Origin of the sequence: Spongorhabdus nitratireducens (assembly GCA_947387575.1) — a bacterium.
Lineage (GTDB): Bacteria > Pseudomonadota > Gammaproteobacteria > Pseudomonadales > Endozoicomonadaceae > CANDOC01.
The window spans coordinates 242239-268813 of sequence record CANDOC010000003.1; the positions used below are offsets into that span (position 1 = coordinate 242239).

The 26575-nt window shown below is 44.3% G+C and carries 21 protein-coding genes; 6 read left to right on the top strand and 15 right to left on the bottom strand.

All coding sequences use genetic code 11. The features are described 5' to 3' along the window. Position 1: 1 nt before the first annotated feature. Genes csy3 through ACYZZ0_RS07665 form a run of 4 tightly spaced genes read right to left on the bottom strand, consistent with a single transcriptional unit; the run spans position 2 to position 4666 of the window. The gene (gene csy3, locus ACYZZ0_RS07650; protein ID WP_461536012.1) at positions 2-1039 is read right to left on the bottom strand and encodes a type I-F CRISPR-associated protein Csy3; all 1038 of its coding nucleotides are present in this window, start codon (positions 1037-1039) and stop codon (positions 2-4) included. Next, on the bottom strand, positions 1032-3065 hold the full coding sequence (locus ACYZZ0_RS07655; RefSeq protein ID WP_461536013.1) for a hypothetical protein: 2034 nt from the start codon (positions 3063-3065) through the stop codon (positions 1032-1034). Before ACYZZ0_RS07655 ends, csy3 begins: the two co-directional genes overlap by 8 nt. Before the next feature lie 2 nt (positions 3066-3067). Further along, positions 3068-4303, bottom strand: a complete 1236-nt coding sequence (locus ACYZZ0_RS07660; protein WP_461536014.1) for a TniQ family protein — start codon at positions 4301-4303, stop codon at positions 3068-3070. 9 nt (positions 4304-4312) lie between these two features. Further along, complete coding sequence (locus tag ACYZZ0_RS07665) at positions 4313-4666, bottom strand: hypothetical protein (protein WP_461536015.1); 354 nt, start codon at positions 4664-4666, stop codon at positions 4313-4315. An 87-nt stretch (positions 4667-4753) separates the two neighbouring features. Here ACYZZ0_RS07665 and ACYZZ0_RS07670 point away from each other — a divergent pair, with 87 nt between their 5' ends. Next, positions 4754-5011, top strand: coding sequence for a helix-turn-helix domain-containing protein (locus tag ACYZZ0_RS07670; protein WP_461536016.1), 258 nt, complete (start codon positions 4754-4756; stop codon positions 5009-5011). Between the two features lie 248 nt (positions 5012-5259). Here the strand turns inward: ACYZZ0_RS07670 and ACYZZ0_RS07675 are convergent, their stop codons facing one another. The 4 genes from ACYZZ0_RS07675 to ACYZZ0_RS07690 form a co-directional block, all read right to left on the bottom strand. Then, complete coding sequence (locus ACYZZ0_RS07675) at positions 5260-6711, bottom strand: VWA domain-containing protein (protein ID WP_461536017.1); 1452 nt, start codon at positions 6709-6711, stop codon at positions 5260-5262. 8 nt (positions 6712-6719) lie between these two features. Next, on the bottom strand, positions 6720-8264 hold the full coding sequence (locus ACYZZ0_RS07680) for an AAA family ATPase (RefSeq protein ID WP_461536018.1): 1545 nt from the start codon (positions 8262-8264) through the stop codon (positions 6720-6722). A 356-nt stretch (positions 8265-8620) separates the two neighbouring features. Beyond that, on the bottom strand, positions 8621-8770 hold the full coding sequence (locus tag ACYZZ0_RS07685) for an IS1 family transposase (RefSeq protein WP_461536179.1): 150 nt from the start codon (positions 8768-8770) through the stop codon (positions 8621-8623). 227 nt (positions 8771-8997) lie between these two features. Next, positions 8998-9216, bottom strand: a complete 219-nt coding sequence (locus ACYZZ0_RS07690; protein ID WP_461536019.1) for an IS1-like element transposase — start codon at positions 9214-9216, stop codon at positions 8998-9000. Positions 9217-9365: 149 nt separating this feature from the next. Here ACYZZ0_RS07690 and ACYZZ0_RS07695 point away from each other — a divergent pair, with 149 nt between their 5' ends. Beyond that, entirely contained in the window at positions 9366-13190 is a 3825-nt protein-coding gene (locus ACYZZ0_RS07695; RefSeq protein ID WP_461536020.1) for an SIR2 family protein, read from the top strand. A gap of 356 nt (positions 13191-13546) precedes the next feature. Here the strand turns inward: ACYZZ0_RS07695 and ACYZZ0_RS07700 are convergent, their stop codons facing one another. The 5 genes from ACYZZ0_RS07700 to glnK all read right to left on the bottom strand — a co-directional run bounded on the left by ACYZZ0_RS07700 (position 13547) and on the right by glnK (position 19072). Then, positions 13547-14623 carry a TniB family NTP-binding protein gene (locus ACYZZ0_RS07700; RefSeq protein WP_461536021.1) on the bottom strand — a complete coding sequence of 359 codons (1077 nt, stop codon included), beginning with the start codon at positions 14621-14623 and terminating at the stop codon, positions 13547-13549. Continuing rightward, positions 14620-16608 carry a Mu transposase C-terminal domain-containing protein gene (locus tag ACYZZ0_RS07705; protein ID WP_461536022.1) on the bottom strand — a complete coding sequence of 663 codons (1989 nt, stop codon included), beginning with the start codon at positions 16606-16608 and terminating at the stop codon, positions 14620-14622. Before ACYZZ0_RS07705 ends, ACYZZ0_RS07700 begins: the two co-directional genes overlap by 4 nt. Next, positions 16605-17234, bottom strand: a complete 630-nt coding sequence (locus tag ACYZZ0_RS07710; protein ID WP_461536023.1) for a TnsA endonuclease N-terminal domain-containing protein — start codon at positions 17232-17234, stop codon at positions 16605-16607. Before ACYZZ0_RS07710 ends, ACYZZ0_RS07705 begins: the two co-directional genes overlap by 4 nt. 182 nt (positions 17235-17416) lie before the next feature. Beyond that, positions 17417-18664: an ammonium transporter gene (locus ACYZZ0_RS07715; protein WP_461536024.1), complete on the bottom strand. Its 1248-nt coding sequence runs from the start codon at positions 18662-18664 to the stop codon at positions 17417-17419. Positions 18665-18733: 69 nt separating this feature from the next. Then, the gene (gene glnK / locus ACYZZ0_RS07720) at positions 18734-19072 is read right to left on the bottom strand and encodes a P-II family nitrogen regulator (RefSeq protein ID WP_461536025.1); all 339 of its coding nucleotides are present in this window, start codon (positions 19070-19072) and stop codon (positions 18734-18736) included. A 338-nt stretch (positions 19073-19410) separates the two neighbouring features. On the opposite strand from glnK, the gene ACYZZ0_RS07725 reads away from it, so the two are divergent. Next, positions 19411-19689: an accessory factor UbiK family protein gene (locus ACYZZ0_RS07725; protein WP_461536026.1), complete on the top strand. Its 279-nt coding sequence runs from the start codon at positions 19411-19413 to the stop codon at positions 19687-19689. A gap of 69 nt (positions 19690-19758) precedes the next feature. Here ACYZZ0_RS07725 and ACYZZ0_RS07730 read toward each other — a convergent pair whose 3' ends face one another. Beyond that, positions 19759-21147, bottom strand: coding sequence for an aminopeptidase (locus ACYZZ0_RS07730; protein WP_461536027.1), 1389 nt, complete (start codon positions 21145-21147; stop codon positions 19759-19761). A gap of 629 nt (positions 21148-21776) precedes the next feature. On the opposite strand from ACYZZ0_RS07730, the gene ACYZZ0_RS07735 reads away from it, so the two are divergent. Together ACYZZ0_RS07735 and ACYZZ0_RS07740 are read left to right on the top strand one after the other, a co-directional pair. After that, positions 21777-22103: a hypothetical protein gene (locus ACYZZ0_RS07735; protein ID WP_461536028.1), complete on the top strand. Its 327-nt coding sequence runs from the start codon at positions 21777-21779 to the stop codon at positions 22101-22103. A 205-nt stretch (positions 22104-22308) separates the two neighbouring features. Further along, a complete protein-coding gene (locus ACYZZ0_RS07740) occupies positions 22309-23793 on the top strand; it encodes an OprD family outer membrane porin (RefSeq protein WP_461536029.1) in 1485 nt (494 codons plus the stop codon). A 156-nt stretch (positions 23794-23949) separates the two neighbouring features. On the opposite strand, the gene ACYZZ0_RS07745 is transcribed toward ACYZZ0_RS07740, so the two are convergent. Continuing rightward, the gene (locus ACYZZ0_RS07745) at positions 23950-25212 is read right to left on the bottom strand and encodes an OprD family outer membrane porin (RefSeq protein ID WP_461536030.1); all 1263 of its coding nucleotides are present in this window, start codon (positions 25210-25212) and stop codon (positions 23950-23952) included. A gap of 268 nt (positions 25213-25480) precedes the next feature. Between ACYZZ0_RS07745 and ACYZZ0_RS07750 the strand changes: the two genes are divergently transcribed. Further along, a complete protein-coding gene (locus ACYZZ0_RS07750) occupies positions 25481-26545 on the top strand; it encodes a LysR family transcriptional regulator (RefSeq protein WP_461536031.1) in 1065 nt (354 codons plus the stop codon). Positions 26546-26575: the final 30 nt, after the last annotated feature.

A 26575-nucleotide genomic window follows, 5' to 3' on the forward strand; every position in this document is an offset into this window, starting at 1 on the left:
GTTATTCCTCACCTACTTGACGCATACCACCACAAACAAGCATGGCAGCAAGGTAATGAATCTTGTTCATGATATCTGTATCAATCTTTTTGCCGCTGTTGATTAACTCTGTCAGCTCATCAGCTTGACTCATTATTGAATAAACATCGTATCCCGTGCTTGGATGACGATGTGCTGTTGCATTATTTCGATCAGAGCCGAATGCTGAAACGCGAAGCCAGTCATCTGCACCATCTCGCCAGTTATCAATAGCATGAACTGCGGCACCAATTTTATGAGAGGTAAATATGAGTTGCTCTACTTCCCCAAGACAGTATTTGGCATAGATACGGCTTCTCTCTTTTTCAGAGTGAGACGTAAAAGTCTGGCTGGGAAATATTTCTGCCATTGGACGAAATTTCAGCTTGGCTTCAACCACAATATCCCAATAGTGCTGCTCTTCTGTTAGTGCAAGGGCGAGCCTGTCAATCAATTTTTGGTACTGCTCCTCGAAGCCAGACATATCACCAGTCCAGCGCCTTCTTTGAACATCAGCAACTGAATATATACAGTCATCATCTTGGTTCGTTAAGCTGACTTCTGTGCTTTTTGTCCTCTGATTCATCCAGAGCCAACGTCCCATGAAAATATTGAGCAAATATCGCCTAGCAAGCTCGTTGTAGACACCAATGCTTTTGCAAGTAGCAGCAAACTCCTGAAGAACCCTGCGTACATCAGGGTTACTGCATGAATGAAACTCTTGAGTGTAAGCACATACCTGAAGTGAAAACCTAACAATCACATGCTCGGCTTCTGGAGGTAAAAAGCACTCATCAATTGTTTGTGGGTTTCCGTAAGAGAGTTCCAAACATGATAAATCATTTTTTATTTCACCATTTTTTTTATATGCTTTGGAATAACCATCTCTGAGCCCGAGAGTCGTTCTGGTGCAGCACTCTAGTGGGATCTCTTCTTTTGTATTCTTATGAGTCCAATAAAAAAAGGCAGGGCTAAAAAAAAACGACCGAATTTGAGATAACTGCTTACATAGTTCAATCATGGCTGACACCTGAGCAAATCTCTATTGCAAACTCTGATATATGTATATTCCAAAAAATTTGTTTTCTGATTTCAGAAAAAGTGAGTACAGATGCAGGTGTATTTAATTCAACAAGACAATGTATGTGCTCACCATAAGCATGAAGATCTGCAATTGCGCCTTCTCGGTGACATAAGCCTCCGAGAAATCTAAACCCACTGTTTACTGGGAGCACTGATAATTTTTTTAAAATATCATGCAAGTCATTAAGATTCTGATTTCTTAGGCCCGAACCGACACCTCCGATAAACCTTGTAAAGCTTGGAAGCAGACGTAATCCATTAAAAAATTCTTCACTACTCCGGTATACATTACAGCGCCGAAACAACAATAATTTCTGATAAGTTCCCAGGATGGGATATGACAATACACCGCCTGCAAATCGCCTGGGGATACATCTGTATAAGTTGCGAATACTACAATCGAAATTTTCGCTCCTCTTATCCAGCCGGACAACCAAGTCGAACTCAATATCGCAGTGTTGGCTATCGATGACCGTGTCATTCCTTACGATTTGATTTTTACTGGTTTGTTTTGCTAGCGGATGCCCTAACCTTCGGGCAAAGCGGCGAAGCACTATAGCAAACGCTTTTTGTTCTATTACCCCTAGTTTCAATAAAAATGCATCAACAAGGCCTGCAAAAGCAGTCAGGCTGGGAAGACCAATCAAATAAGGAGATGCTTGGCAATTGGCACCATACGCAAGCAATCGCTCAAAATGTATATAGATATAGTTTTCCGTTGGTTTGCCGGTATTTTTCCCACTGAAAAATGATCTAATACCGTTAGTAATAGCTTTCAGCAAGACTGGTTGATAAGCTAAATCCTGACTGAAGTTGCTTCTTTCTAGAAGCTCGTGAATCTGCCGAGTGAAGTGGCTGGATACTTGTTCATGATCAAAATCTCCAGTGATCACACCTTTTTCAATGCTCCCATGGATTTCTCTCGATAGCTTTGGATATTGAGATAGCGATCTAGATCTAAGCAGTAAAATATCAGCAAAAAGCTCCCTAAAAAGCTTCTGCAAGCAACGCTTTCTTTCCTCTCTTCTCTTTTTTAATGCCTGATAGGTTGAGAAGCATTTATTTTCTCTGAGTATGTCAAAAAGAAGGTTGATTGCCTGCTTGTTGAACAATGCTGATTCATTGAGTAAATGGTGTCTATAGCGCCATTGTCTGATTAGGTCATCTGTTGATCGATCCTGATTCCCAAGCCTAGGTGGATAATTCAAACACCGAACTCTTCCAGCGCATGCACTTACAAATGATCCTAACGCAGAGGGTCGATTATGAAAAACAGTTGCCCCATAAATCTCAGGCTCTTTAGTCAACTTATGAATAAGCTGTTGTGTTCCTGTGCTAACAACGGGAGTTACAGCAATAGGTTGGCCATCCTCCACTAAAAAGCGCACCTGCTTACAGTGTTGATGAACAGAATCAGGCAACCTGACTTTTAGTGCTTCTGAACACCTTTTCTGAAATACAGGAATACAGCCCTCTGGTAAGCCTAATTCTAATAGCTGATCCACAAGGCTGTAGTCATCCTCATAATAAAAGGCAAACTGTTCAGCCAGGCTGGTCACACTTCCTCTCCAGAAAAACTCTGTTATCAGAAACTGACATTTATTAATTTGCTTTGCGTCTTTGGCATAGCCAAGAATTTTGGTTTTCCTGAGTCGCAAGGGTTGTTCATAGTAGAAAATGCACCCGTCAGCTTTGCTGTAGGGATATTTCAAGTTATGAGTGTGTATCCACTGGGTAACCTTCAGGAGGTCATTTCGCCAAGACTCATCTTTGAGTAACCCCAAAGAGGACTTATCAAAAAACTTCTTATTGCCCCTGATCGTCCGATTGACCAGAAAAAGCAGTGTTTCACGTTCTCGCTTGTCAATCACGACAGGATCAGCAAGAGCAGAGAACGCCTTTTTCAAGGTATCATCCAGTTTTTTACTTTCAGTCTCCTTTATCAGTTCATCCAACACGATCATGGCTACCACCTTGGCAGGTAAATATGACGATTAGAAAGCCGTGACTGGAACCGCATTAACCAGACGTTAAAAGTAGTTTTCAATGGAAAAAGCGGACGCTTTGGATCAAATACAGCAGTGTTTTTAATTCTTTTGGCTGCAGGCAGTATTCCTTCATCCAGCAGCCTTGCTACTTGTTCATCATAGGTATCGAGTAAAGCGGCGGCTTCATATCCATTCAGCAGACTGTAGCCAATTTCTGACAATTCGCTCTCAGAGTGCATACACGCGTCCAGATAGGCAAAAATAGCTTTGAGTATTGGGTTTGAGTTGAAATCTTTGTTTGGCAAACACCGGCTTACTATCAGGATGCGACCAAAGATTGAATTGAATGGTGTTTCTGAAAAACGACGATCCGAAAGCATAATGGCTGTTTCAATTTTTTCCTTCAGCAGCGCGTTAAGGCTTTGAGGCCACTGATCAAAAAAGGCTATACAGTCAGGCAAGGTGTCATCAGAAATACTTCTCTGGTTTCCACGCTCTGCGGCATAAGAGTAGAACCACAGAATAGCTCCAAAGAGCTGATGAATGTCATCAAGATTGAAGAGGAGATTGCCGGAATGAGCATGATCAGTTTTTTCTTCCTGAACCTTATCAGCAAGCTGCCAGAGAAACTCAGGAGCCTCTTTTGAAGGCATAGTTTCATATACCTTTCCACATGAACAGCCCTTTAGATTGCCCGTGCGCATGTAATTGAGCTCCTGCAAGCAATCCGGGCATTGCTCAACAAGCATGCATTTGTGTTTATGACAGGCTCTTACAAGATGCAGATGCCAGTAAAAAGGTACATAAGGTTTCTCGTGTTCTTCAAAGCATTTTGGGCAAACAGGAATGCTGCCCTTACGAACGAAGGAACGAGGAATGTCCAGACCTTGCCAATACAGCGAATGGTGTTGAGATGCATATCTTGTTTTTGATCTGAAAACGGCCAGCTCCAAAACTGGCAAGCGTCCCTTGCACATTTTTTCTGCCAAAAGTTCAAGGCACTCAACCCGGAGAGAAGATGAAACTCTGGCATGACAGACATTGAGCTGCCATAAATTACCGGGCAGCGCTCCAGATAATTTCTGATCTACTTCATCAAGAATGATATGAAATCGTTCAATAAGCTGCTTTGGGGTGTACCCATATAAATCAGCCAACCGGATGAAGTAACTTTCCAGAGATTCAGCAGGCAAAGGGTCTGGACGCAGCAACATACTCAGGAGCTACTGGCCCGGTTGATATTCCGTCTGCATTTCGGCATAGACAGAGATCCACAACGAACTGAGATGTACAAGTTCCTTCAGATACCTGTTTTCTTGTAGTAGTCGCTCTTTATCGAAATCTTTCTGAACTGCACATTTTTTCCTCCGAGGTGAGCTCTGCTGTTTTCTAGTTTGAGAACTACCAGATAAACCTGCCGAAGATGTAACCGTTGCTTTGGTAGCAGAGGTAAACCATCGGCGGACTTTATGATGCTCAACCAGAAGTTCCTCCGCTACCTCCTCCGTGCTTTTTCCCGCCATCACCATGGACACTGCACGTTCACGAAATTCTCGAGTGGTGCTTTTTCTGGTCATTTACAGCAACTCCTGCCGAGGCATAGCTACGGACTTAGCCCAACAACTTACAAAACTCCAATTATAGACGGTGGTAGAGATAGCGTGATGGAAATCAGTATTTTTCTGTTCACAGGAAGGATGCTGGCTTTGGCTACAGTACAGAAAGAGTTTGGAAACCGTTTACGAGAAATCAGGCAGGAGCAGTGCTTAACTCAGGAAGAGTTGGCCCACAGAGCGGGGTTAAATCGTACCTACATTGGTGACATTGAACGTGGGGAGAAGAACATCACCTTGGCCAGCATGGAAAAACTGGCCAAGGCTTTGGGTATAAAGCTCAGGGATTTTTTTGACTGGGAATGGTAGTTACTATATTGACTGACACCATCCGCCCAAATCATACGAAACCTGTCATATACCTCCACATCTAATCCAATTGATTACCGCGATCTCGTGATACGAGAAAAAGTAAAGAAATTACCATAAAGCTCCGGACTTCCAACTCAAGATATTCGGGGCTTTTTAGTCAGCTTTATTAGGTAAGCACCAAGTTTTCATAATCACTCTTGTGTACCACCAAAAAATACACCATATCAGTGCTTCTGAACTTCTTATTACTCATATTCTAATAAATCATTCTGAATTTTAATTAATTCCCGAATACTTGAGCTATATGGATCATAAATCCATTCACGGTCAAAATGACTTTTCAGCCTATTAGACATGAACTCATCACCAATACATAGAGAATAAAAACGATTCCCTCTTTCTCTTTGTAGCTCAATTGATTTCAGCATATCAGTAGGCAAAGACCCCATAACGAAATCAGAGATGATTAACATATCTGCATTCTTATATGCTTCGCCCTGCATGACAGATAAACCGTGCCGGATTGCTGGAGCTACATCAGTTCCACCATAAAACGATTTCTGGAGGAATGAGATCAATGTACCTAAGCTGTAGCCACCAGATAAATCCAGTGTTTCTATGCCTGTTGAAAAGTTAATGAGATAACAATCCCTCTCCTGCTCTTTTGCGGTTGTCGCCAGATAGAGTGTTACTGCCTTAGCTATAGTTTCAGGGGAGCCGTGCATAGAGCCACTAGTATCAACACAAATAACTATAGGCCCCATTTTTTCTTTCTCTGTGACAGGCTTCATTTCCTCAATTTCAGTCTCTGTACTCCCCCTTTGAACTCCTTCCAAGTCGAAACACATTAGACGTGACTCTACATACTTCAGGTCGAATAAAATTGCTGTCTCAGGATCTGAAAGAAGGGCCAGCTCTGAAGGTAAAGCATGCTCTATTTCTTTACCGAGTTTTATGCCTGTTATTTCCTCTTTTGAGTTTATATCAGGGAAGGTGCTTGGAATAGAGACCACAGTTTTAGCAGCTTCAAGTTTCTCAGAGAGACTCATGAGTCTCATCTTTCCCAAAAGCTCGCACAAGTTTTTTACGCCCTGGTCTGTAGAGAGATAATCAGCCCACCTTTTTAGCTGGTCTATATCTGATAACGATATGCTTCCTTTGGAAAAATCCAGAAAGAAACCAGGCTCCAATCCGAGTGACTCAATATACTTCAATATATCACTAAGTTTTTCCAGCCAGTCTTTGAGTTGCTCTAAGTACCTTCTCCTAAACTGACTAGCTGTTTCAATCTCCCATTCAGCTCTTTTTTTGCTAAGTTGCTTACGCCATTCCCTTTGCAGAAGTTGCCGAAATTCTCCATAGCAGTGCCCCTGTCGTAGTTGAAGATCTAATATTTTTTCATCCCAGAACACTCTATCTCTTGGCAGTTTTGCAGAACAAAGAAAACCATCAAAGTGCTCAAGATCACCTTCAATGCTTTCTATACTAGTATCATCTGAAGCTAAGCTATATTCTGCTTTCTTGCAGAGCTCTTCATTCTCAAGAAATGGAAAATCTGATGAAAGAATTGATAGCAGATCACTCTCCCAACCGTTCAGCTGAGAGAGTACGTTATCTTCGAGTATTGGATAATCTCTCAGAGTTTTCGAATACTCTTCTTTGAGATCATCTTGCAAAACAGACAAGTGGTTATTCACATCAGATCTCACTTACATAGGGCAATCAAACGCTCACAATCAAAGAGCCTTAGATTAAGGTCATTAATCTGGTTATTTACCCCTTCTATAGAGATGCTCATCACATTATATGGAACAAAGGGTGTCTTTAATTCTTCCTCGTACGTTATTTGTTTATCCTTAACTAAATTCAGTGATTCTGATATGCCTTTCTCAAGGGCTATAGCATCTTCTTTCAATGATGATATCAGCCTTTTATTGACCTTATTTTTCTTTGAACCCTTAGTAAATAAAATCTCTGGCTTAAATGGTTCTGACTCATTCCAATAATTTATTTCCTCAGGATTATGGTCTTCTTGAGTTTCTATTGAGCACGATCCTTGCTTATCAAAATCACACCTTACCCAGCCAATTTCCTGACCTCGTTCATCAACAGGTGAAAATACCCCATCTTTTTTATGAAGAGCCTTCTTGATATAAAAAGTAACGGTTTTTGTACTCTTCCGGTACGGTTTATATTCAGCATTAACTTCGAAATACTCTTGCCCATCACCCAGAGTAATAGTTTTATATACATCATCTGTATGATAGAGTTCTTCTTCAATCTCTTTTTCTAAACGCTCTTTTTCTACATCAAATTTTGACAAATCTAATAATGGGTCTATTCCACACTCTCTTACCGCATTTTCGACGATACGGATAACAGCTTGACGATTCTCTTCTGACGTCCATAAGCAGTGACGAAGCAATAAAGCATCAGAGTGATTGGTTACCCTACGACCGCAGAACATCGCTGATGCTTTCATTAGCAATGCAGCTTTTTGCCAGCGTCGGTCAGACACATAAACATCCAGCTCTTCACTTTTTTCAGCAAGGGCAATACGAATAAGCGATATGATGGTCAGACTTTCCTGAGATAGGGATACTTCCTCAATATTTTGCAGGTGATCAGCCCAATCCTCACTTGTGAACTTTATCGCTTCAGGAATTGTAATATCTGCAAGTACAGGCTTGCTCTGCAGCAAGGCTTCAAACTTCTCTCGGCTTTGCATTGGAGGTACCATCATGCGAATGATGAAACGATCATAGAGAGCTTCAAGCCCCTGACCCTCTGCCGGGGTTTCATTTGATGCCGCAATCAGGGCCTTCAGAGGTGCCTTATCTACATCCTCACCATTACGGAAAAGACGCTCGTTGATCAACGTCAGCAGAGTGTTTAACACTGCCGGGCTGGACTTCCAGATCTCATCCAAAAACGCAAAGTTAGCTGTAGGCAAGTACCCGTTGGTTTTCCGGATGTACTGGTCTTCTTTTAAAGCCTTGATTGAAACAGGCCCGAAAACTTCTTCTGGGGTGCTGAACCGATTCATAAGGTATTCAAAGTATTTCGGTTCTGTAAAGGCACAGGCGATACGCCGTGAAATCAGGCTTTTTGCTGTTCCCGGCGGACCATAGAGGAATGTATTCTGACCAGCAAGTGCCGCCAATAGCGCCACAGAAACAATCTCCTCACGCTCGTGCAAACCATCCGTCAGATGATTGACTAACTTTTCAATTTTTTGTTTTAACTTCATTACTTATCCAAATTATGACTTTCTACCCGGCTGCTTTGAAGCTTCTATACCGGCAGTTAGATTCTCGTTATTTATTCTTGACTGTCAGTTTTTTTCTTGTGTTTCTGTGATCGTAAGGCTTTATTTTCATTCAGTCCCTCAACTACACAGCAAAATACAACAACAAAACACTGTCGTATAGGTTTTCCGATAAATTTTCCTCAAACAATATTTCTGCATTGGAATTTTTCAACAGTGTCACTAATTTTAGTGCAGCACCTTAAATTGGCTGTACCAAATAACCCAGCTTAATGTACTGACGCATAAACTGGTGAAGGCAACTTGGAGTAGACTCTATACACATGCTGGCTGATGCCTCACACACGTTGATACTGATTTTTTGAGACAAGTCCGCCGATGACTTTGTCATGCAATTCAGCTGATGTCGAGAAGCAAATTATTCTTTGTGTAATCCTCTTCAACGAGGTTCGCAGTATCAGATTGTTTCTATATATTCCCTTATTCAGCTTTTACTCGCAATATGAATTCCTTTAAGTAAATTGAGGTTATAAGGCTTCCCTCTCATCAGTACAAAAATAACTGAAGCTATACAGTTTGAGTATATTCAACAGTTTGCACAAAGTTGATGATACTTTTTTGCCAAAAGCATGAGCTATAACTCGCTTGAACTGAGCCCCTAAGCATAGAACAGCCAGTGCTAACTGATCTTGCACTTGTTGCCAACATAACTCCACTACCCATCTAGGCTGACAAAGGCGGTATCCTGGCTGATCACCAGCACTCTGCTGCTATCACGAATGCCGGATCCATTCATAGCCATATCTACGATCCGATCCTGAACTTCAGGCTGGTTATCGTCGTAGACGAATTCTTCTTGAAAGCTCTTTTTACAGCTATTAAACCGAAATACACTATGATCGCATAAAAATGCTGCTAATCGATTCGAGTTCAACGCATATGAGGCGATACCAGTTTTCTTTATGCAAAATCCCCTAATTTTTATTAGCCACTGCCTTTGAGAGATAACAATCCAAGCATGATACCCTACCTCAAGCTGTATATATCATCGCCGCTTGCTTAATGTACAAGGAGTCACAGCATATGAGGTTTGTTTCTGGTGGGCCAATAATCCCTGACGAACTCCTGTCTGAACGTGATGCTGGACAAGTTGTATTTTTGTGTGGTGCCGGGGTGTCTATTCCATCAGGGCTGCCAAGCTTCCAACGGTTAACAGAATATGTGATTGATCACCTATCTCCCGACCAAAGTTCCGAAATTACAAGAATGTTTGCTCCTTGGAGAGGTGCAGGTCTAAATATCCCGGTGTCGGCACGCACGCCACTGGATCAGATTTTTAATGCACTCCAGCAAGTTTATGGACGTGACCTTGTGGGCAGTCTGGTGGCCAAATGCTTGACCGTCAATGGTAAACCCAATCTCAAGTCTGATAAACACCAGGTGATTGGCCGACTTTCGGCCAACCAAGATGGTATTCCCCAAATAGTTACCACCAATTTTGACCACCTCTTTGAACAAGCTTTGGGTGAGAATATTCAATGCATATATACACCACCTACCTTCCCGGATTTACGCCATGGTGTCGCTGTTTCTGGTGTTACCTATCTTCATGGCAGGCTTTCTGAGCCAAATGAGAAAACCCATGACTATGTTCTGGGCAGCGCAGATTTTGGGAGGGCATACTTGGCAGAGGGATGGGCAACGGCATTCATTCAGCAATTGCTTAAATCATATACTGTCGTGTTGTTGGGATATCAGGCTGAAGATCCACCGGTAAAATATCTTCTGCAAGGGTTAAATGGTAGCCATGATAATAGCCAGAAACGCCTGTATGCTTTTGATATGGGTATCTCTCAAGAGATCGAGTCAAAATGGAAAGATCGTGGTGTAACTTCCATAGCTTATCCAACAAGCCAAGATCACAAAGCGCTATGGGATACTCTTGATGCATGGGCTGTTAGGGCTGAAAATCCTGCAGCCTGGCGCCATTCTCTCGTTAGCCTCGCAAAGCAGAAGCCACAGGAGCTGACTCCTCACCAAAGGGGAATGGTTACTCACTTAGTGCAGTCTGCTCTTGGTGCAAAAGAGTTTGCTGATTCTAACCCTCCTTTACCAATTGACTGGCTTTTTGTATTTGATAGAAATAGACGTCTAGCTGAACCTTCAAAAAGTTTTAGCCTTTATGCTGATGAATCAAAGACGTTCGATCCAATTGAAGCGTTTGGTATCGATGATGACCCCGTAAGAGAAGATGTAAAGCTGAAGTTTGCTAAAGCTCGAGATTTAATTTCTTGGCATGAAGGTGATGATATTCAGGAGAAATACCAACGACTGGCACTGAGTTTTAATTATCAACACCCTCCGCTGACATCACGATTATTCCATTTATCTCGATGGTTATACCAACAAATCTGCAGACCGGCACTGGCGTGGTGGGTCATCCACCAACCACGCCTTCATCCAGCGCTACTGGAAAGCCTAAAAAGAGCAGTCTACGATACAGAGGACCTTTCCCCGGAAGCCAGAAAGCTTTGGATAATACTGCTGGAAGACTTGGAAAATGAACGTGACCCTCATAACTTTGAATGGTACAGAGTTCGTCAGAATATAAAAAAAAGAGGCTGGAATAGTTGTGTAATTCGGTCTTTGGAATCTGCTTCCAGATCTTATTTTAAAGTTGAGATTCCTTTTGGCCTTTCAAAAGCTCTCCCACCAAAAGGCGAATGGACTGACATCTCATGGCGTGATGTTGCGACTATTGATGTGGAATTTCCCCACTTAGATGATCGCTTGCCTGATGTGCCTGACAGTGCTCTTGCTCAAGTATTTTCTGCTTTCCAGCAAAACCTAATCCTGGCAGCCGACCAGTTGAAGCATACCGAGAGATACATATTTTCAACTGCAACATTTTATCCTGAAAGGGATATAAATGATGATCTTGCTGATGATCATGACAAGTTCTTATCATTCTTCTTAACTCTTTTTAACCGGATGGCAGATATCGAGCCACAACTGCTAAGTGCTTACATTTGTACCTGGCCTAGCCCAGAGCATTTTATTTTCGACAAACTCCGATTGTATGCTTGGAATAAAAAACAGTTGTTCTCAGGAACCCAAGTAGCAACATACCTATCACTTTTAAGTGGCGAGCAGTTTTGGAATTCTGAAAATATTAGAGAGCTGATGTTCCTGTTGAAAGACAGATGGACTGATTTTCCAGATGATCAAAAAGCAGCGATTGCCAGCCGGATTCTGGAGGGTCGCCCCCCCTACGAAGGCGAAGATCAAGATTCACAGTATCAAAAGCATAAGAATACTCGGGCAGCCATGTATTTCGGGTGGTTGGTTAAGATGGATTGTGACATCTCTGATCACTTCAAAAACCAGTGGTTGAGATTAATTGAAGGCCTTGAAGAATGGACAGATAACTGGGTTGACGAACTTGTCAGTGTCAACGTGCCCATGGCTGACTGGGTTAAGAAAGACGAAGACCCAACTGTATTGGCAAAGGTACCTCTTCACAGAGTAATTTCTGTTGCTCAAGAGTATACTGATAGCCCTCCCAGAGATTTTATCGAATATGCCCCCTTCATAGGGCTTGTGAAATCGAAACCTGTAAAGGCATTAGCTGCGCTCAGTTTAGAAGCTCAAAAAGGGCAGTATCCTGTAAGATTTTGGAGCGCCCTTATCTCTCACTGGCCCATTTCAGCTTCAGAAATTGCAACCATGGCATTTTATCAGAGGTTAGGCCAGCTTCCTTCAGAAACTGTCTTTGAAGCACGCTGGGAGATCAGCCACTGGCTACGAGATAAATTTCCTCCTTTAGCCCAGAAAGCCAAAGATTTTGCCTATAGCATTTTTGATAGCCTGATTGCAAAACTACTGTCTTGCGATCCAGAAGCAACTAAAAGCGGTATAGGAAAAGTGAGCATTCGCGGCCAGATTACTCCCCCTTCCCGGCGCACCCTAGAATACGCCATCAACGGGCCACTTGGCCGTGCTACGGAGGGGTTAATTGCGGTTCTTCGTAATAAGGAATCGAAAGCTGGGTGTGGCTTACCCGAAGAGTTCACATCCCGGGTAGATAATCTATTGATGGCACAAGGCGAGGGGCGTGATCATGTTGTTTGTCTTGTTAGTGCAGAAGCACCACTGCTATACAGCTTAGATCCGGAGTGGGTAACACTTAGTATTTTACCTTGGTTTAAATCGAACAATCCCTTTTGTGAGCCTGCATGGAACGGTCTTTTTTATAATAAATGGAGTGGTACTACAGCTTTCTTTTCTCAAATTAAAAAAGATTTCCTTTCGCTACCCACTGTTTTGCATACATGGATATGGGGTAGAGAAAATAAATATAGCCATTGGGTGATACAAGCAGTGCTCTTTGCTCAAAAAGATGAATCATCCCTTAGCTTTTCTGTCGCTCGTGATTGCTTGCGACGAATAACTCAAGAACAGCGCTTACAGGCAATTTACTTTTTGGGGAAAGTGGGACAGCACAATCAGAATGGCTGGAAAACTATGGTCGTCCCATTTATTGAAAAGGCCTGGCCGGTTGAGCAAAAGCTCCAGACAGAGCAAACATCAAAGGCCTGGGTCGATATTCTCGATGATGCAAATGAGGATTTCCCTGTCGTACTTGATGCAGTGCGTTCATTTCTCAGGCCCATCGCTGAGGAGCATTTAAGCCTATATAATTTTGAGCGCGACAAAGAAGACTCTGCCTCGCTAACTAAAAGATTTCCTAGAGAAACACTTGATCTTCTTGATCTGATAATCCCGGATCAGCTAGAGATAGTACCGTATCCACTGAGGAAAATACTCAACTCTCTTGGAGAAGTGGATAAATCTATTATATCTGATCAGCGTTTTCAGCGGCTGCGGGAGATTGAGGCCGCAGCATGAGAGTAGGTGTTGATTTTATCGATGCACAAAATTGAAATATTACTTACTATAAATTACCCCACTCTGAGGAGTGGGGTATGAACCCTGTTCACGCCTCAAGCAGCGGACAATACGGTTCACATGAATTGTAGAAGTTCAGACCCGACCTGACAGTTACCGATAAAAAACCTCGCCCAAAAATGCGTGAGGTTTTTCCCTGAAATTAAAAACATATTATATTTAATTAAAACCAACTCCACCTCTGACTTGATTTAGATTAATGAACCCAACAACCAAAAGAGTTGTCAGATTCACAAAGTTCATTTCAGATTCAACTCATTTTTGCTTTTTTTGCCCCCTAAGAAATTGCTGTAAAATCATCTACGTTTAAGTAGTGATCGAAGAGGGATTAACCGGGTATATTTTGCAGGAATGATGCGAGACTCTCCCTTACCTGCATCCATTTTCCAGCAAGACGCAGATTGCATCTGCTTGAATTCCAGCTCATTAATGCCAACATCAAACGGGTTTGGTTGTATCTCTAGCTTTTCATCTGCGTCAATCTGATCTTTTCTTGTAACGTGGTCCATATAATAGCGATAGCCAGCTATAAAATGTTCCATATTCAGTTCATCATCGTTATTCAGAATGGCTTCTTCAGCGGCATAATTTATGAGAACTCTCAGCCTTCTCATATTGCCTTTAGAGAAAGCAAAGAGCCTTGGGTAATACTCTAGCTCATGAAGCCCAGGCTTTTTGGAAAATGGCAAACTGTCGTTAAATACCTTCAAAAAGGTTCTGAAGTCTTTCCGATGTTCATCAACAATAATCCGGAATGGCTCAATTTTTCTTTGAATCATAAACCGTCCCGCAAGGGCATCATCACAATCAAGAATAATCTTACTGTATGACATACCAAAAAGAGCAACGGGGAGACCTGATATATTGATTAAAATTTTCAGCCACTTTGCAGCATCTTCAAGAACAGTAAATGACTTTGTTTCAATCAGATGCTGAAATTCATCCAGTAGACTGATTTCAACAGCACATTGCTTCATCAGGTTGGCCAGAATTTTTGTCAACTGTGGTGCAGAAAGCCCTTTAGATGAAAGTTCATGACCTAGGTCTTCTAAAAAGCAGATTGCGGCCTGCTTTGGCACTGTTCTATCCGGGAAATCACCTGAGAAAACACTGATGACAGACCTTTCTTGCTCTTCTCTTGGGGGATTTCGTCTTAAATACTCATTCTTTAATGTTGTCTTTCCTGCACCAGGTTCGCCAAGTACCAGCATACATTCTGGGTATCCACCTCTTTGCGACATTCTACGGCATCGGTGAATATCGGCCAAAATACGATCCAGGTTCGGAGAGCTGATATAGCAATTTCTTACTTGCAGAATCTTTTTATCTTGTTCAGCCGTTATGTTGTCATACCGATCATAGAGCTCATTCATGGCATATTACTCTGCCAGCCAGATGTATCAAGCTCTTGGTCATCATCAAAATCTTCGACCGTAACTGTGGATTCTGGCTGTTCTTTTACATTTTGTCGGGGTTTTGGAGCTGGAAGGCCTTCAGATAAACTTGAGTTCGCATCCTGACCAAGGTCACAATATTTTGCAGCTGCCGAACTGGCACTGATGGCAGTTTTGTTGGGCGTTTCAACCCAGGAATCGATCTCTTCCTGAATTCTTCTCTGGATCTCTAGCCTTGCCCTGACTACATCCTCATGCTTGTAGTCTTTACCGATAACTTCTTTTGCGTATCGAATATGCACGTCATGCTGATTCTCTCGGAGGCCTGATGCGTAATCCTGATCAACAGCAAGAACCTTTATGTACTCTCGATCAAGCTCGTTAAAAACATAAATAAAACCAAGATTGTCTGGATCAACCTTATACCTAGTGATTTTACTTCCAACCTTTGACCTGTAGCGGGCTAGGTCTTCAGATTCATATCTGAGCTTTTTATAATAAATGCCTCCTTTTCTCAGCTTGCTCTCTTCTGTACGCCCGAGAATAATATTAAGACGGTCAGGTTCAATCATTTTGGGAGGGTAATCTTCGACAGACTTCAACCAATATAGGTCAGGGATGATTTCTTCCTGTGTCGTAGGTGATACCTGGTATTCATCAATCAGCCATTTGTAAAATATCTCAACAAAGGCATCAAACTTGATGACAGCGTTTTTCTTGGGATCATAATCTTCTCGTGTTGCTATTGAAGAGAATGTCTTACCCTGTAACTGGGAGAGTAGTTCTGTGTTTATGGTTCCAAACTTTCGTTCAATTTTTCCTTTTAGCCAAGGGTGTTGTACAGGGTTAAACGCATATTGAATATTCAGTTCTGCTAAAACAATCTCTAAATCCTTGCACCAAAACTCTTTACCGTTATCGAAAACGAATAGCTCCGGACAGCCATAACAAGCCCAATCATTTTCAATGAATGGATACTTTTCCTTAATATAGGTTTTTTCTTCAAGAATATTTCTTATCAGTTTGATGAGAACAATAAAGTCAGGATCTCGAAATGAGATGTATGCACCTACGATAGATCTTGAGTATTCATCAACTGCTAGCGTGAGCCATGGACGCCCCAAGGGTATAGAAGTTTCTTTATCGATCACGAATAAATCAAGTCTGGTGTGATCCACTGCTACACGTTCCATGACCCGCTCAGTTTTTACACCAGAACCTACTTCATCGTACTCGATACCTGCTTTACGCTTACCGTGGCGACTTGCCGCCTTTTCATATGGAGTTAATTTTGCAACCCTGTTAAGAAAACCTCTATAGCTTGGAACAGTTAGCTTGTCGTCAACATGTCGAAGAGTATTGGCTTCCAATATGTACTCTTCCAGGCGGTCATAAGCATCTTTTTTAGTTGGCCTCAATTCACTTTGATAGTACTCGAGAGCCTTTCGGACACACTCTTCAACTTCTGCTTTCAAACGGCTTTTTCTGTTACCTTTTTTAAAAGTTTCTGAATAAAGCCCGCGAATGGAAAAACCAGCCTGAACGTATTTCTTGTGCCATCTGCAAATTGTTATCCAGCTTGGAGGCTTACGGTCATCAATCTCTTTAGCAATCACCGGTACAAGATCTTCGATGTACTGCGGAGACCAATACTCAACCCCTCGGTCTATAAGGCCCGTTATGTATTTATAACGCCTTAAAGCCTCGTCTCTGGATTCTTCAGGGAACATCATCAAATCTTGAGCCAGCTTTTGTTCCTCATCCCCTGATGAACTAATGAATTCTAGCCTTCCTTTCCTCAAGGCTACCTGAAGCTCATCCTGAGTAAGCTGTATAACCCTGTCCTCAACAAGCAGACTATGTAAATGAAAGCTACCTGCATTTTTTGACGCAATCACATACTCATGTTTACTGCCATCTAGTGATTCCAGTCGAATTTTTGTTCCTTCAACCAGCCTACTCATAGTCGTTTTCTCAAAACAGACTGACTACTCAGAGCATGCATAGCGAGTCCCTGAACAGGTTTCAATTCTCCTCGGGCGACAAGGTCATAAATTAACGGGTATCCCTCTTTCTTTTCTAAGCAGAGATAGGCGCATAGACTTTCGATAGAGATTTCTACAACGTTTTCTATACAATCGAGAATTTTAAAATGCTTGATGGTTAACGGACCCTCTGTTCTGTACTTGTACAGCAGTTTGAGGTTTCTGAGTAATGGTTCTTTTTTGATTTCTGACTCGGTCATCAGGGCAAGACTTAACCCTTGAGCAACAGCTCCTTCTTTTTGACACTTAAATACCTCTTTAAATACTTGACTTTCTGACTCTTCATCAGATTTTATCTCGAGAAGCTCTTTTCCGGTGTCATGATGTTCCAGATCGAAATCGGATGTATAGAATCCATTTCTTCGAAATTCTATATAATTATAACCCTGAGGCTGGGCTTCAAAAGATATGATAGAGTCTCGAAATTCGAGATGGTAGCATGCTCCGAATTCGTTTCCTGACTCTACTCTGAAGTAGTTATCTGACTTGATGCTATGGAAGCCATAGATACGCTTCGTTGCGGATTTTGTGATTTTACGCCTCATAAAACACGACTCCGATCAACCTGTTTAAGAGATTAGATCAGAGTCGTGTAATATCAAGTTATGGTTCTTTTCTATTTTCAGTTTATGCTTCAATTATTATCAGCATATGATTCAAATTTTCACTTTATGCTTCAAACGACAAAGTATCAGGTGGCTGCTGATATAGAGTCGCACCGAAAACGTTACTTAGTCGTAAACTCAGGGTAGGCTTCCATGCCACACTCTGTCCTGTCCGCTCCTTCGTACTCTTCTTCCTGAGAAATCCGCAACCCCATAATCGCCTTGATACCGCTCCAGACAATCAGGCTTGCTACGAATACCCAGCCAAAAATCGTAATGATACCCAGCAGCTGTGAACTCGGATTCGCTTCACTGTTGGTCAGAGGTACTGCCAGCAAACCCCAGATTCCGACAATACCGTGTACCGAAATGGCACCTACCGGGTCATCAATTCTCAGCTTGTCCAGGCCCAGAATTGCAAATACGACAATGGAACCACCCACTGCACCAATCAGAGTTGCAGTTAGTGCAGAAGGTGTCAGTGGCTCAGCAGTGATCGCTACCAGTCCGGCAAGAGCACCGTTCAGCGCCATGGTGAGATCGGCTTTGCCAAACAGCAGTCGTGCAACAATCAGCGCTGCAATAACGCCGCCTGCAGCACCGGCATTGGTGTTGGTAAAGATCTGGGCAACGGCATTGGCATTTTCAACACTGGAAATCTGTAACTGTGAGCCACCGTTAAAACCAAACCAGCCGAGCCACAGGATAAAGGTACCCAGTGTCGCCAGAGGCAGGTTGGCACCGGGAATCGCATTCACCTCACCGTTCTTGCCATATTTACCTTTGCGGGCACCCAGCAGCAGAACACCCGCCAGAGCCGCAGCCGCACCTGCAAGGTGAACAACACCTGAACCGGCAAAGTCCTGGAACCCTGCAGCATCAAGGAAACCACCGCCCCATTTCCAGAAGCCCTGAACCGGATAGATAAAGCCGGCCATAAAGACAGCAAAGACCAGGAAGGCCCAGAGTTTCATTCGTTCCGCCACCGCGCCGGAAACAATCGACATGGCGGTCGCTACGAACACAACCTGGAAGAAGAAATCTGAACGCATGGAGTAGTACGGTGCATCATCACCACCCGCAACAACGCTTTCAACGGTATTTTCAGTGCCTATCAATGTTCCCAGTACAGGCAGTATTCCGCCTTCATTTGCACCGGGATACATGATGGCGTAGCCACAGAGCAGGTACATGGTACAGGCCACGGCAAACAGGGCGATATTCTTGGTCAGAATTTCCACTGTATTCTTGGACCGGACCAGACCGGCTTCCAGCATGGCAAAGCCAGCTGCCATCCACATTACCAGTGCACCGGACATCAGGAAGTAAAAGGTATCCAGTGCGTACGAGAGTTGCGTTACGCTTTCCACTTTATTCAGTCCCCACTTCAGGTTGGAATTGTTATTAACGGGTTCTGTTCAATGAGTGCTGCCCGCTAATCAGAGGGCCTCGGCACCGGTCTCGCCGGTACGGATTCGAATCACCTGCTCCAGGCTGGTGACAAAAATTTTGCCATCACCGATCTTGCCGGTGTTGGCGGCACTGCTGATGCAGTCAATAACCTGATCCAGCAGGTCAGAAGGAATGGCGACTTCAATCTTCACCTTGGGCAGAAAGTCCACCACGTATTCGGCACCACGATATAACTCGGTATGACCTTTCTGACGACCAAATCCCTTAACCTCAGTGACAGTGATACCCTGTACCCCGATGTCAGAAAGCGCTTCCCGCACGTCATCCAGCTTGAACGGCTTGATAATGGCAGACACTAACTTCATGAATGTTCTCCTGTCGTCATAATCGAACTTGCCCTGCAAGTTTATGCACTGAAAGGCAGCCTGACTCTGCATTGAAAGCACCAGTCAGAATACTTGCTTGTGCGCTTTATCCTGTTCTATTCACTTACTGTGCCAGAACAGGAAAAACCTTATATTTCAAAAACATGGGAATTAAAAGTAGTCTCAGCGCAGACGTTTCACAGATTTAAAAGGTAGTACCCCGCACCACGGATACACCACCTTAAACGACATCGCACCAAAACAGTGCGAAAGAAATCTAGCCAAGGACTGGAGCCATCGGGCTATAATCGCCAGCAACCAACACAAGCAGGATCATCATGATCAACAAAGCCGCTTTCATCGAACAGCTGACAACCAATGCAACCCGACTGTTAAGCGGGGAAAAGAGTCAGCTACACAAGGAATTCGAACATAACTTTCGCGCCCTGCTGCAATCGACTCTTGGAAAGCTGGAACTGGTAAACCGCGAAGAGTTTGATGCTCAAGTAGCCGTACTGCGCCGCACCCGTGAACGGATGGAACAACTGGAAGAAACAGTTACACGGTTGGAACAAAAACTGGAAAAAACTCCGACCGAGTCCACTGAAGAGAAATGACATAAAAAAAGCCGCCTGTGAATGATCAGGCGGCTTTCTTCTATCGGCTAACTCAACAAATCAGCTGCTTCAGGCGTAAAACGCCTTATAAGCACGATAGATCTCATGCACGTCAAACTTGGAAGCAATTTCCATGGGTGAGTGCATGGACAACAGTGCAGCACCCGCATCAATAGTACGGATGCCGTAGTGCGCCAGGAACATGGCAACAGTACCGCCGCCACCTTCATCAACTTCACCCAGCATACCGGTCTGCCATTTCACATCGTGCTTGTCGAACAGGGTACGCAGTTCGCTCACAAATTCTGCATCAGCATCACTGCTGCCAGCCTTGCCACGGGCACCGGTATATTTGGTCAGAACAAGGCCATAGCCCAGCTTTGATGCATTCTGGGAGTCGTGTACCTGCTTGAACAGCGGGTTCACACCGGCATTCACATCAGAAGACAGTGCCTTGGAGTTCCAGAAGCAGCGACGTACTGCATGGAAGTCATTCTTGCTGGACGGAATACGGGAAGCCAGTTCCTGCATAAAGTGCTCAATATAGCGAGACTGCAGACCGGTGGAACCGGTGGAACCGATCTCTTCCTTGTCAACCAGGAAGCAGATTGCAGTGTGCTCCGGAGTGTGATCCATATCCAGAATGGACTGAACAGAGGTCCATGCGCAGATACGGTCATCATGGCCGTAGGCACCAATCAGGCCACGGTCGAAGCCGATATCACGAGCCTTGGCAGCCGGAACCAGTTCGAATTCCGCAGAGATAAAGTCCTCTTCGGTCATATCGTACTTTTCGTTCAGCTTCTGCAACGCGTTGTACTTGACGGAATCCTTGATATCTTCGTCAGTGATTTCGCATGGAATAGAACCCACCAGTACATGCATTTCACTGCCTTTCAGGACTTCACTGGCTTTGCGCTCACGCTGCACCTTGGCATCCAGGTGAGGCAGCAGGTCAGGAATAACGAAGACCGGATCGTTTTCATCTTCACCGATAGTGATGTTGACCTTGACGCCACTCTTCAGCATTACAACGCCGTGCAGCGCCAGCGGGCGGGAGGCCCACTGATACTTTTTCACACCACCGTAATAGTGAGTCTTGAACAGGGCGAATTCTGAGTCTTCGTAAAGCGGCTTCTGCTTAAGGTCGAGACGCGGGGAGTCAACGTGGGAAACAACAAAGTTGGCACCTTCAGCCAGATCCTTGCTGCCAATAACCGCCAACACCAGGTTCTTGTCACGCAAGTTGAAGAAAACCTTGTCGCCCGGCTTCAGCTCATCTTTGGACATGGCATCAACAAAGCCGCGCTTTTCTGCCTGCTTCTGGGAAGCAATAACAAACTCGCGCTCGGTTTTGGCTTCATTCAGGAACGCTTTGTAAGGTTCACAGAAATCAATAATTTGCTGGCGTTCTTCACTCTTCAGCTGTTTCCAGCCGCTTTCCTGTTTGTACAGCATTTGAAAATTTCCCGGAGCAAAGCGAGCCACTATCTGTTTTTAAACAGTAACAGCAGACTTTGATCACTTGCATTTTTACAACACGCGGCAAAAGACTATCTGGATACTTATGCCGCTTCAGAACAGGTCTTGATTCAGAATTCTGGTCAATCAGATTAAAAAGAGGATATTACTGCATTAACAACGGGTTATTGATTCAAGGCAATTATTTTAAGAACTAGGCATCAATTAATTTACTACTTATACATGCAAAAACAGTAATTACCACTACACAATCTAATTAGAAACGTATCCAACAAATGATTTGTTCTGTATACAAACGAAATACCTGCTGTAGAATAAAAAACAGAAACAATAACTATTAAATTAAATTCACAAAGTTTTTCCTTAATAAATCATTCAATCGCCAGGCAACAGGCTGACAACGTTCATACAACAAACAAAATGCCTGAAATACAAAGCGATTGTAAAAGGACCATAACCGGGCCATAGCCCGTATGGGAAAGTTGTTAAACGGCTGCATCGTCGTCTTTACCAGCAACTTTCATTTAAAACTGCCAGGGAATAAGAAATGCTCACCTGCCCGGTGATATCCGTTTCTTGCAAGGCAATAAAAAGGAGAAAAAGTCGTGATCACTCTCAAGAAGCTCTTTGCTGTAGCCCTATTGTCAGCGGCCTCACTATCAGCTCAGGCTGGCTCACCCACGCTTTATGTGGACACCTCTGCATTCTCTGATGTTAATGCCCGGGTCTATCAGGACGGCATGCCGGTTGCCGGTGCACGGGTAACAGTTTCATCCAACGGGGGCATGTTCATGAAAGAAATGACAACAGACGCCAATGGTCTGGCCCACTTCAATTCAGTGCAGGGCATTGTCGGTGTTACTGTAACGGCCGTGACCGACAGTGGCAGCGATATTGAACGGGTCGTGCTGCGCCCGGGACATGAAAAGTAAGAATAAATATGCTGATAAAAGTTTAAAACCAGATTAAGGCTGCCAATGGCAGCCTTTTTTATTTTTTGCATATATCCCTGAATAAAACAGGATACCAACGTCAAACAATCTTCTGGCGCAGGTTAAAAACCCAGAACGCCTGATACAACCTGAATTCTTTCCTATCCTTAGTCCGTCATTCTGCCTGATTTGAAGATCTCATATTATGAATCTCCGCTCCCTGATTTTGCCGGGTCTGGCATGTATTACGCTTCCTGCCCAGTCTGCGTCCCTGACCGGTATTGCAGACGACTCCCGCCCTGGCGATGATTTTTTTGAAGAACAAATGGCCGCTTTTGCAGATGCTCATGATCTGGATGCGCGTATAAGGCTGGTTGAATTTGAACGCTCCAACAAAAAATATCTGAAGTCACCCAACGCGCCAAAAACCAAAAAACCGAAAGAGGGAGCTGATGCCCTGGGTGTCCAGATTAATTTCCAGTCGGGTTGGCTTGCAGATACTTTTGGTTTTGACGCATCGGTATTCACCGTCGGAGATCTTCATTCACCCCATAAGAAAACCAGAGACTTGCTGATTGAAACAGAAAGTGGTCACAGGACAGGTTTCAGCAAACTGGCTCAGGCCTATGTCAAAGCCAGGATTCCGTCAGAGGATAAAAACAAGCCTTTACTGATGTTTAAAGGTGGCCGGGAACGCATCTATACCGGATTGATTGCAGGCTCAGGCTCTCGAGCTATCCCTTCCTCATGGCGTGGTGTCGATATCAAGGGTAGCTATGAGGGGTTCAGTTATGGTCTGGCCTGGGTTGATCAGATCTCGCTACGTAATTCGTCCAATTTTGAAAAATTGAAATCATTCAAGAAAAAAGGGTCCAAAGAGGGCACCAATCTGGGTTTCAGTAAAAATGGTACATTCGACAAGCACGATGCTGAAACCATTGATTCTGTCTGGGGTGCTGAACTTGGCTATGAAATCATGGGGCTCTCCCTGAAATACCGGGATAGCCATGCCAAGGACTTTCTTGACACCTATAACCTTGATGCCAGTTACAAGTTTACTGTTACTCCGGAAATTGACCTGACGCTCAACGGCAAATATTACAAGGAAAAAGAAAACGGAAAACTCTGGATTGGCTCCGTCTGGGGTGACCCCGCCTTTAACAAAAGTGCAGATATCAAACATTTCAACATCGCCGCAGACATCGGAGATTTGATGTTGATGGTTGGCTACACCACAACCACAGCATCTTATAAAGACAGCACCGGCAATAAACGTCTGGGAACGTATTATTATGATTTTGGTATGAACACCCACGGCGGCTTTGATATACCAACATCCATGCTGATTGGCGACTTCTTCTACGATAATGAGAAAGCCTGGGTCATGGGTGCAGGATACAACTTTAACAAGCTGATACCCGGACTATCTGTCGAGTTCTACCATACCCGCGGTGATAATTTCAAAGATGGCAAACACAGCGAAAAGCTGAAAGAAAACGAAACCGACCTGGATCTCACTTATAAATTCCAGAGTGAGATGCTGGCAGGACTTTCCTTTCGCTTCCGGTATGGCATGTACCGCCCCAGCGGACGACAGGCTAACGCTGATAATACCGGACTCGGCGGTGACTTCAGTAACGGAAAAAATGAACACCGGATATATCTGGACTACCGGCTGAAAGTTTTTTGATACTGGAATTCCTGTTTAACCCACGCATTAAAAAACCGGACAGAAAATCCTGTCCGGTTTTTTTTGACACTTATGTCAATTTGGCAAGGTTGCTCCGCAGCGGGAGGTGGCTCAATACCTCCCTCTTAAACAACCGTTACCAGTGTCATGCCATCCTTAGAAGATGGACTTGGTGTACTCGATGTAGAAACGGTTAGAACGGTCACGGTTCTTCATGCTGTTATTGGTTTCACCAATCTTGGTACCGTTTGCATTCGCCTGAACGTGCAGCCACTTAACCTTCAGGCCTTTCAGCTTACCGTCAAACTTGTAGGTAACGAAACTGAAGGTTTCCTGACGCTTGAAGTCGCTCTTGTAGTTCTTGGCATCTTTACCTTGAGCGTAGTAAACGTCCCAGCTCAGACCCGGCATGCCCAGATCAGCAAAGTTGTAACCGGCTTCAACAATCCAGGCCTTTTCACCTTCCTTGTCGTAGTCGTACCACTGAGACAGGGTAGTGTTGTAGGAACCAGCGTTACCCTTGTCACCTACGTTGTCATCCCAGTCGCCATCTTTAACTTTGTTGAAACCGAAGCCCAGGTAGGCATTCATGTAGTTGATCTTGGCGTTGGCATTGAAGTAGCTGGACTTGTAGTCCTGGTTGCTGTACAGCTTGCCATCGTCAGTAGCGTGACCGTAACGGATATCGGTATCCAGAGTCATGCCTTCAGCCAGCTCAAAGCTGTGAGCTGCTTTCAGGAAGGTCTTCTTCAGGTAGTCCTTGGACACCAGACGCTCGGCAGTCAGGTCAATACCGGCGATGCTGTAGTTCACACCGTACAGGGTAACGTTGTCCAGCTTGTCTTTACCGTCGTTGACATACAGGTCACGGCTCAGAGCGGACTGGTTACGGTCGCTGGCACCAGTGATGCGGGAAGCGTAAACCTTCAGATCCTGCCATTCAGCAGACAGGTCCAGACCGTTGGAGCTACCAGCCAGGATACGAGAGCCGGAGTTACCGTACAGCTCGTAGCCACGCTTTTTAACACCGTAGGAACCTTTCAGCGCTACTTCGCCAAGGTTGTACTTGGCTTTTACGAATGCTTGCTGAAAACCAGCAATATCGTTGGCCTTGCCGTCAGAACCTTTGGCAACGTTGGAGATTGAAGAGTTCTTTTCTGCATTAAAGGTGTGAGTTGCACCTGCAGTCAGTTCAAAACCCACCATGTCATTCAGGAAATAGCCGGAATCAAAATCTGCGATCAGCGCCTGAACCCATTCATCACGATAGTATTTAGGGTTGCTTGCGTTGTCCTTCTGCTTCCAGTAGTAATTTCTGTAGGTCAGATCCAGGGACGGCTCGAAATTAATGAGCTCACTAGCCTGCGCAGAGGTCGCTGCGGCAGCTGCGATAGCAGCAGCTAATACCAGCTTTTTCATTGAAAGACTCCAAGTGTGTGTGCGTGCATATTTGTAAAGTCGGCATGACAATTTCTTTGCACCCGCCATACCGTTGTTTCCGATTATCTATTTACCTTCACTTGGGTCATATCGAATACCAGCATACCCACATGCAAAATTCTGATATCAATACGGATACTGCCGTCCTTGCATCGAAGATTAGAATGTGCGCATAGATTTTTTTGATACTGCCGGATGGAACTTTTGCCTTTATAGCGAAAAAAGCGGCCCCAGATACGAGTTATTCATGAAAACAGGCATCAGAAACCCTTACTCTGCACAGGTTTCACCGATAGATGAAAACATCAGCCTGAGCCGGTTGAACCTGAATCTGCTTCCCAGTCTCAAGGCATTACTGGACACTCGCAGTGTGACTGAGGCTGCCCGGCAATTGTGTGTGACTCAGCCCACCATGAGCCGCAACCTTGCTTCCCTGCGTGAGAACCTGTGTGATCCACTGCTGATCAGGGCAGGAAACACCACCACCCTCTCCGAGCTGGCACAGGCTATTCATCCCAGTATTAACCGTCTGGTAGTTGAAGCTGCAACAATATTTGAAAACTCCACCTTTGATCCCTCAACGACTTCACGTCATTTCCGCATCGCCGGGGGGTATGTCACGGTACAGGAAATTTTGCCGCAGGCATTATGTGAGCTGAGGACGCTGGCACCCAACTTCACTTTCGAACTTGAGCTACTGGACGAACATACGCTGGAAAAGCTGCATAACGGTGAGATTGATCTGGCTGTTGGTTATTCAGGCATGCCGCCAGCCGGGCTGCGCAGTCAGGAATTTGTACGCTACCGTCTCGCCTGTCTGATGAGTGCCGATCACCCTCTGGCAAACCGTGCGCTGACTATGGAAGACTTGCGCCAGTATCCTCATCTGGTGCAGACATCCGGTTGTTCCATGGCCCCCCAGGTTCAGGACTTTTATGCCCGGCATAGTATTGAACCCAAACTTTCAAGCCCAAGCTTTGGTGCCACACGCAGTATTCTTGCTGGTAGTGATTATCTGACCTTCTGCACTCCCTTGAAAAGTATGCTGGATGACCGTTTGGTTGTGCGACAAATTCCTGACAATCCACCGGAAGTCGAACATCGTATCGTCTGGCCGGAATACTGGAACGCGAATCGGGCTCATCGCTGGCTGCGGGATATGATTTTTCAGTGCACTAACCAGATACTGGAAGATCGTTACAATGTACTCGCACACAGTGGTGGCGCAATAACACCTAACGAATGCAATACAGTGCAGCCCATTCACAGCAAACAGGAAGGTGGTTGTACTGGTGCTTCAATGGCGGGTTAAATCTCTGATAGCTGACAGTTTCCATACATC

Coding starts and splice junctions, on each gene's coding strand:
- csy3 (WP_461536012.1), bottom strand. CDS start 1,039: ATGATTGAACTATGTAAGCAGTTATCTCAAATTCGGTCGTTTTTTTTT.
- ACYZZ0_RS07655 (WP_461536013.1), bottom strand. CDS start 3,065: ATGATCGTGTTGGATGAACTGATAAAGGAGACTGAAAGTAAAAAACTG.
- ACYZZ0_RS07660 (WP_461536014.1), bottom strand. CDS start 4,303: ATGTTGCTGCGTCCAGACCCTTTGCCTGCTGAATCTCTGGAAAGTTAC.
- ACYZZ0_RS07665 (WP_461536015.1), bottom strand. CDS start 4,666: ATGACCAGAAAAAGCACCACTCGAGAATTTCGTGAACGTGCAGTGTCC.
- ACYZZ0_RS07670 (WP_461536016.1), top strand. CDS start 4,754: ATGGAAATCAGTATTTTTCTGTTCACAGGAAGGATGCTGGCTTTGGCT.
- ACYZZ0_RS07680 (WP_461536018.1), bottom strand. CDS start 8,264: ATGAAGTTAAAACAAAAAATTGAAAAGTTAGTCAATCATCTGACGGAT.
- ACYZZ0_RS07695 (WP_461536020.1), top strand. CDS start 9,366: ATGAGGTTTGTTTCTGGTGGGCCAATAATCCCTGACGAACTCCTGTCT.
- ACYZZ0_RS07700 (WP_461536021.1), bottom strand. CDS start 14,623: ATGAATGAGCTCTATGATCGGTATGACAACATAACGGCTGAACAAGAT.
- ACYZZ0_RS07705 (WP_461536022.1), bottom strand. CDS start 16,608: ATGAGTAGGCTGGTTGAAGGAACAAAAATTCGACTGGAATCACTAGAT.
- ACYZZ0_RS07710 (WP_461536023.1), bottom strand. CDS start 17,234: ATGAGGCGTAAAATCACAAAATCCGCAACGAAGCGTATCTATGGCTTC.
- glnK (WP_461536025.1), bottom strand. CDS start 19,072: ATGAAGTTAGTGTCTGCCATTATCAAGCCGTTCAAGCTGGATGACGTG.
- ACYZZ0_RS07725 (WP_461536026.1), top strand. CDS start 19,411: ATGATCAACAAAGCCGCTTTCATCGAACAGCTGACAACCAATGCAACC.
- ACYZZ0_RS07730 (WP_461536027.1), bottom strand. CDS start 21,147: ATGCTGTACAAACAGGAAAGCGGCTGGAAACAGCTGAAGAGTGAAGAA.
- ACYZZ0_RS07740 (WP_461536029.1), top strand. CDS start 22,309: ATGAATCTCCGCTCCCTGATTTTGCCGGGTCTGGCATGTATTACGCTT.
- ACYZZ0_RS07745 (WP_461536030.1), bottom strand. CDS start 25,212: ATGAAAAAGCTGGTATTAGCTGCTGCTATCGCAGCTGCCGCAGCGACC.
- ACYZZ0_RS07750 (WP_461536031.1), top strand. CDS start 25,481: ATGAAAACAGGCATCAGAAACCCTTACTCTGCACAGGTTTCACCGATA.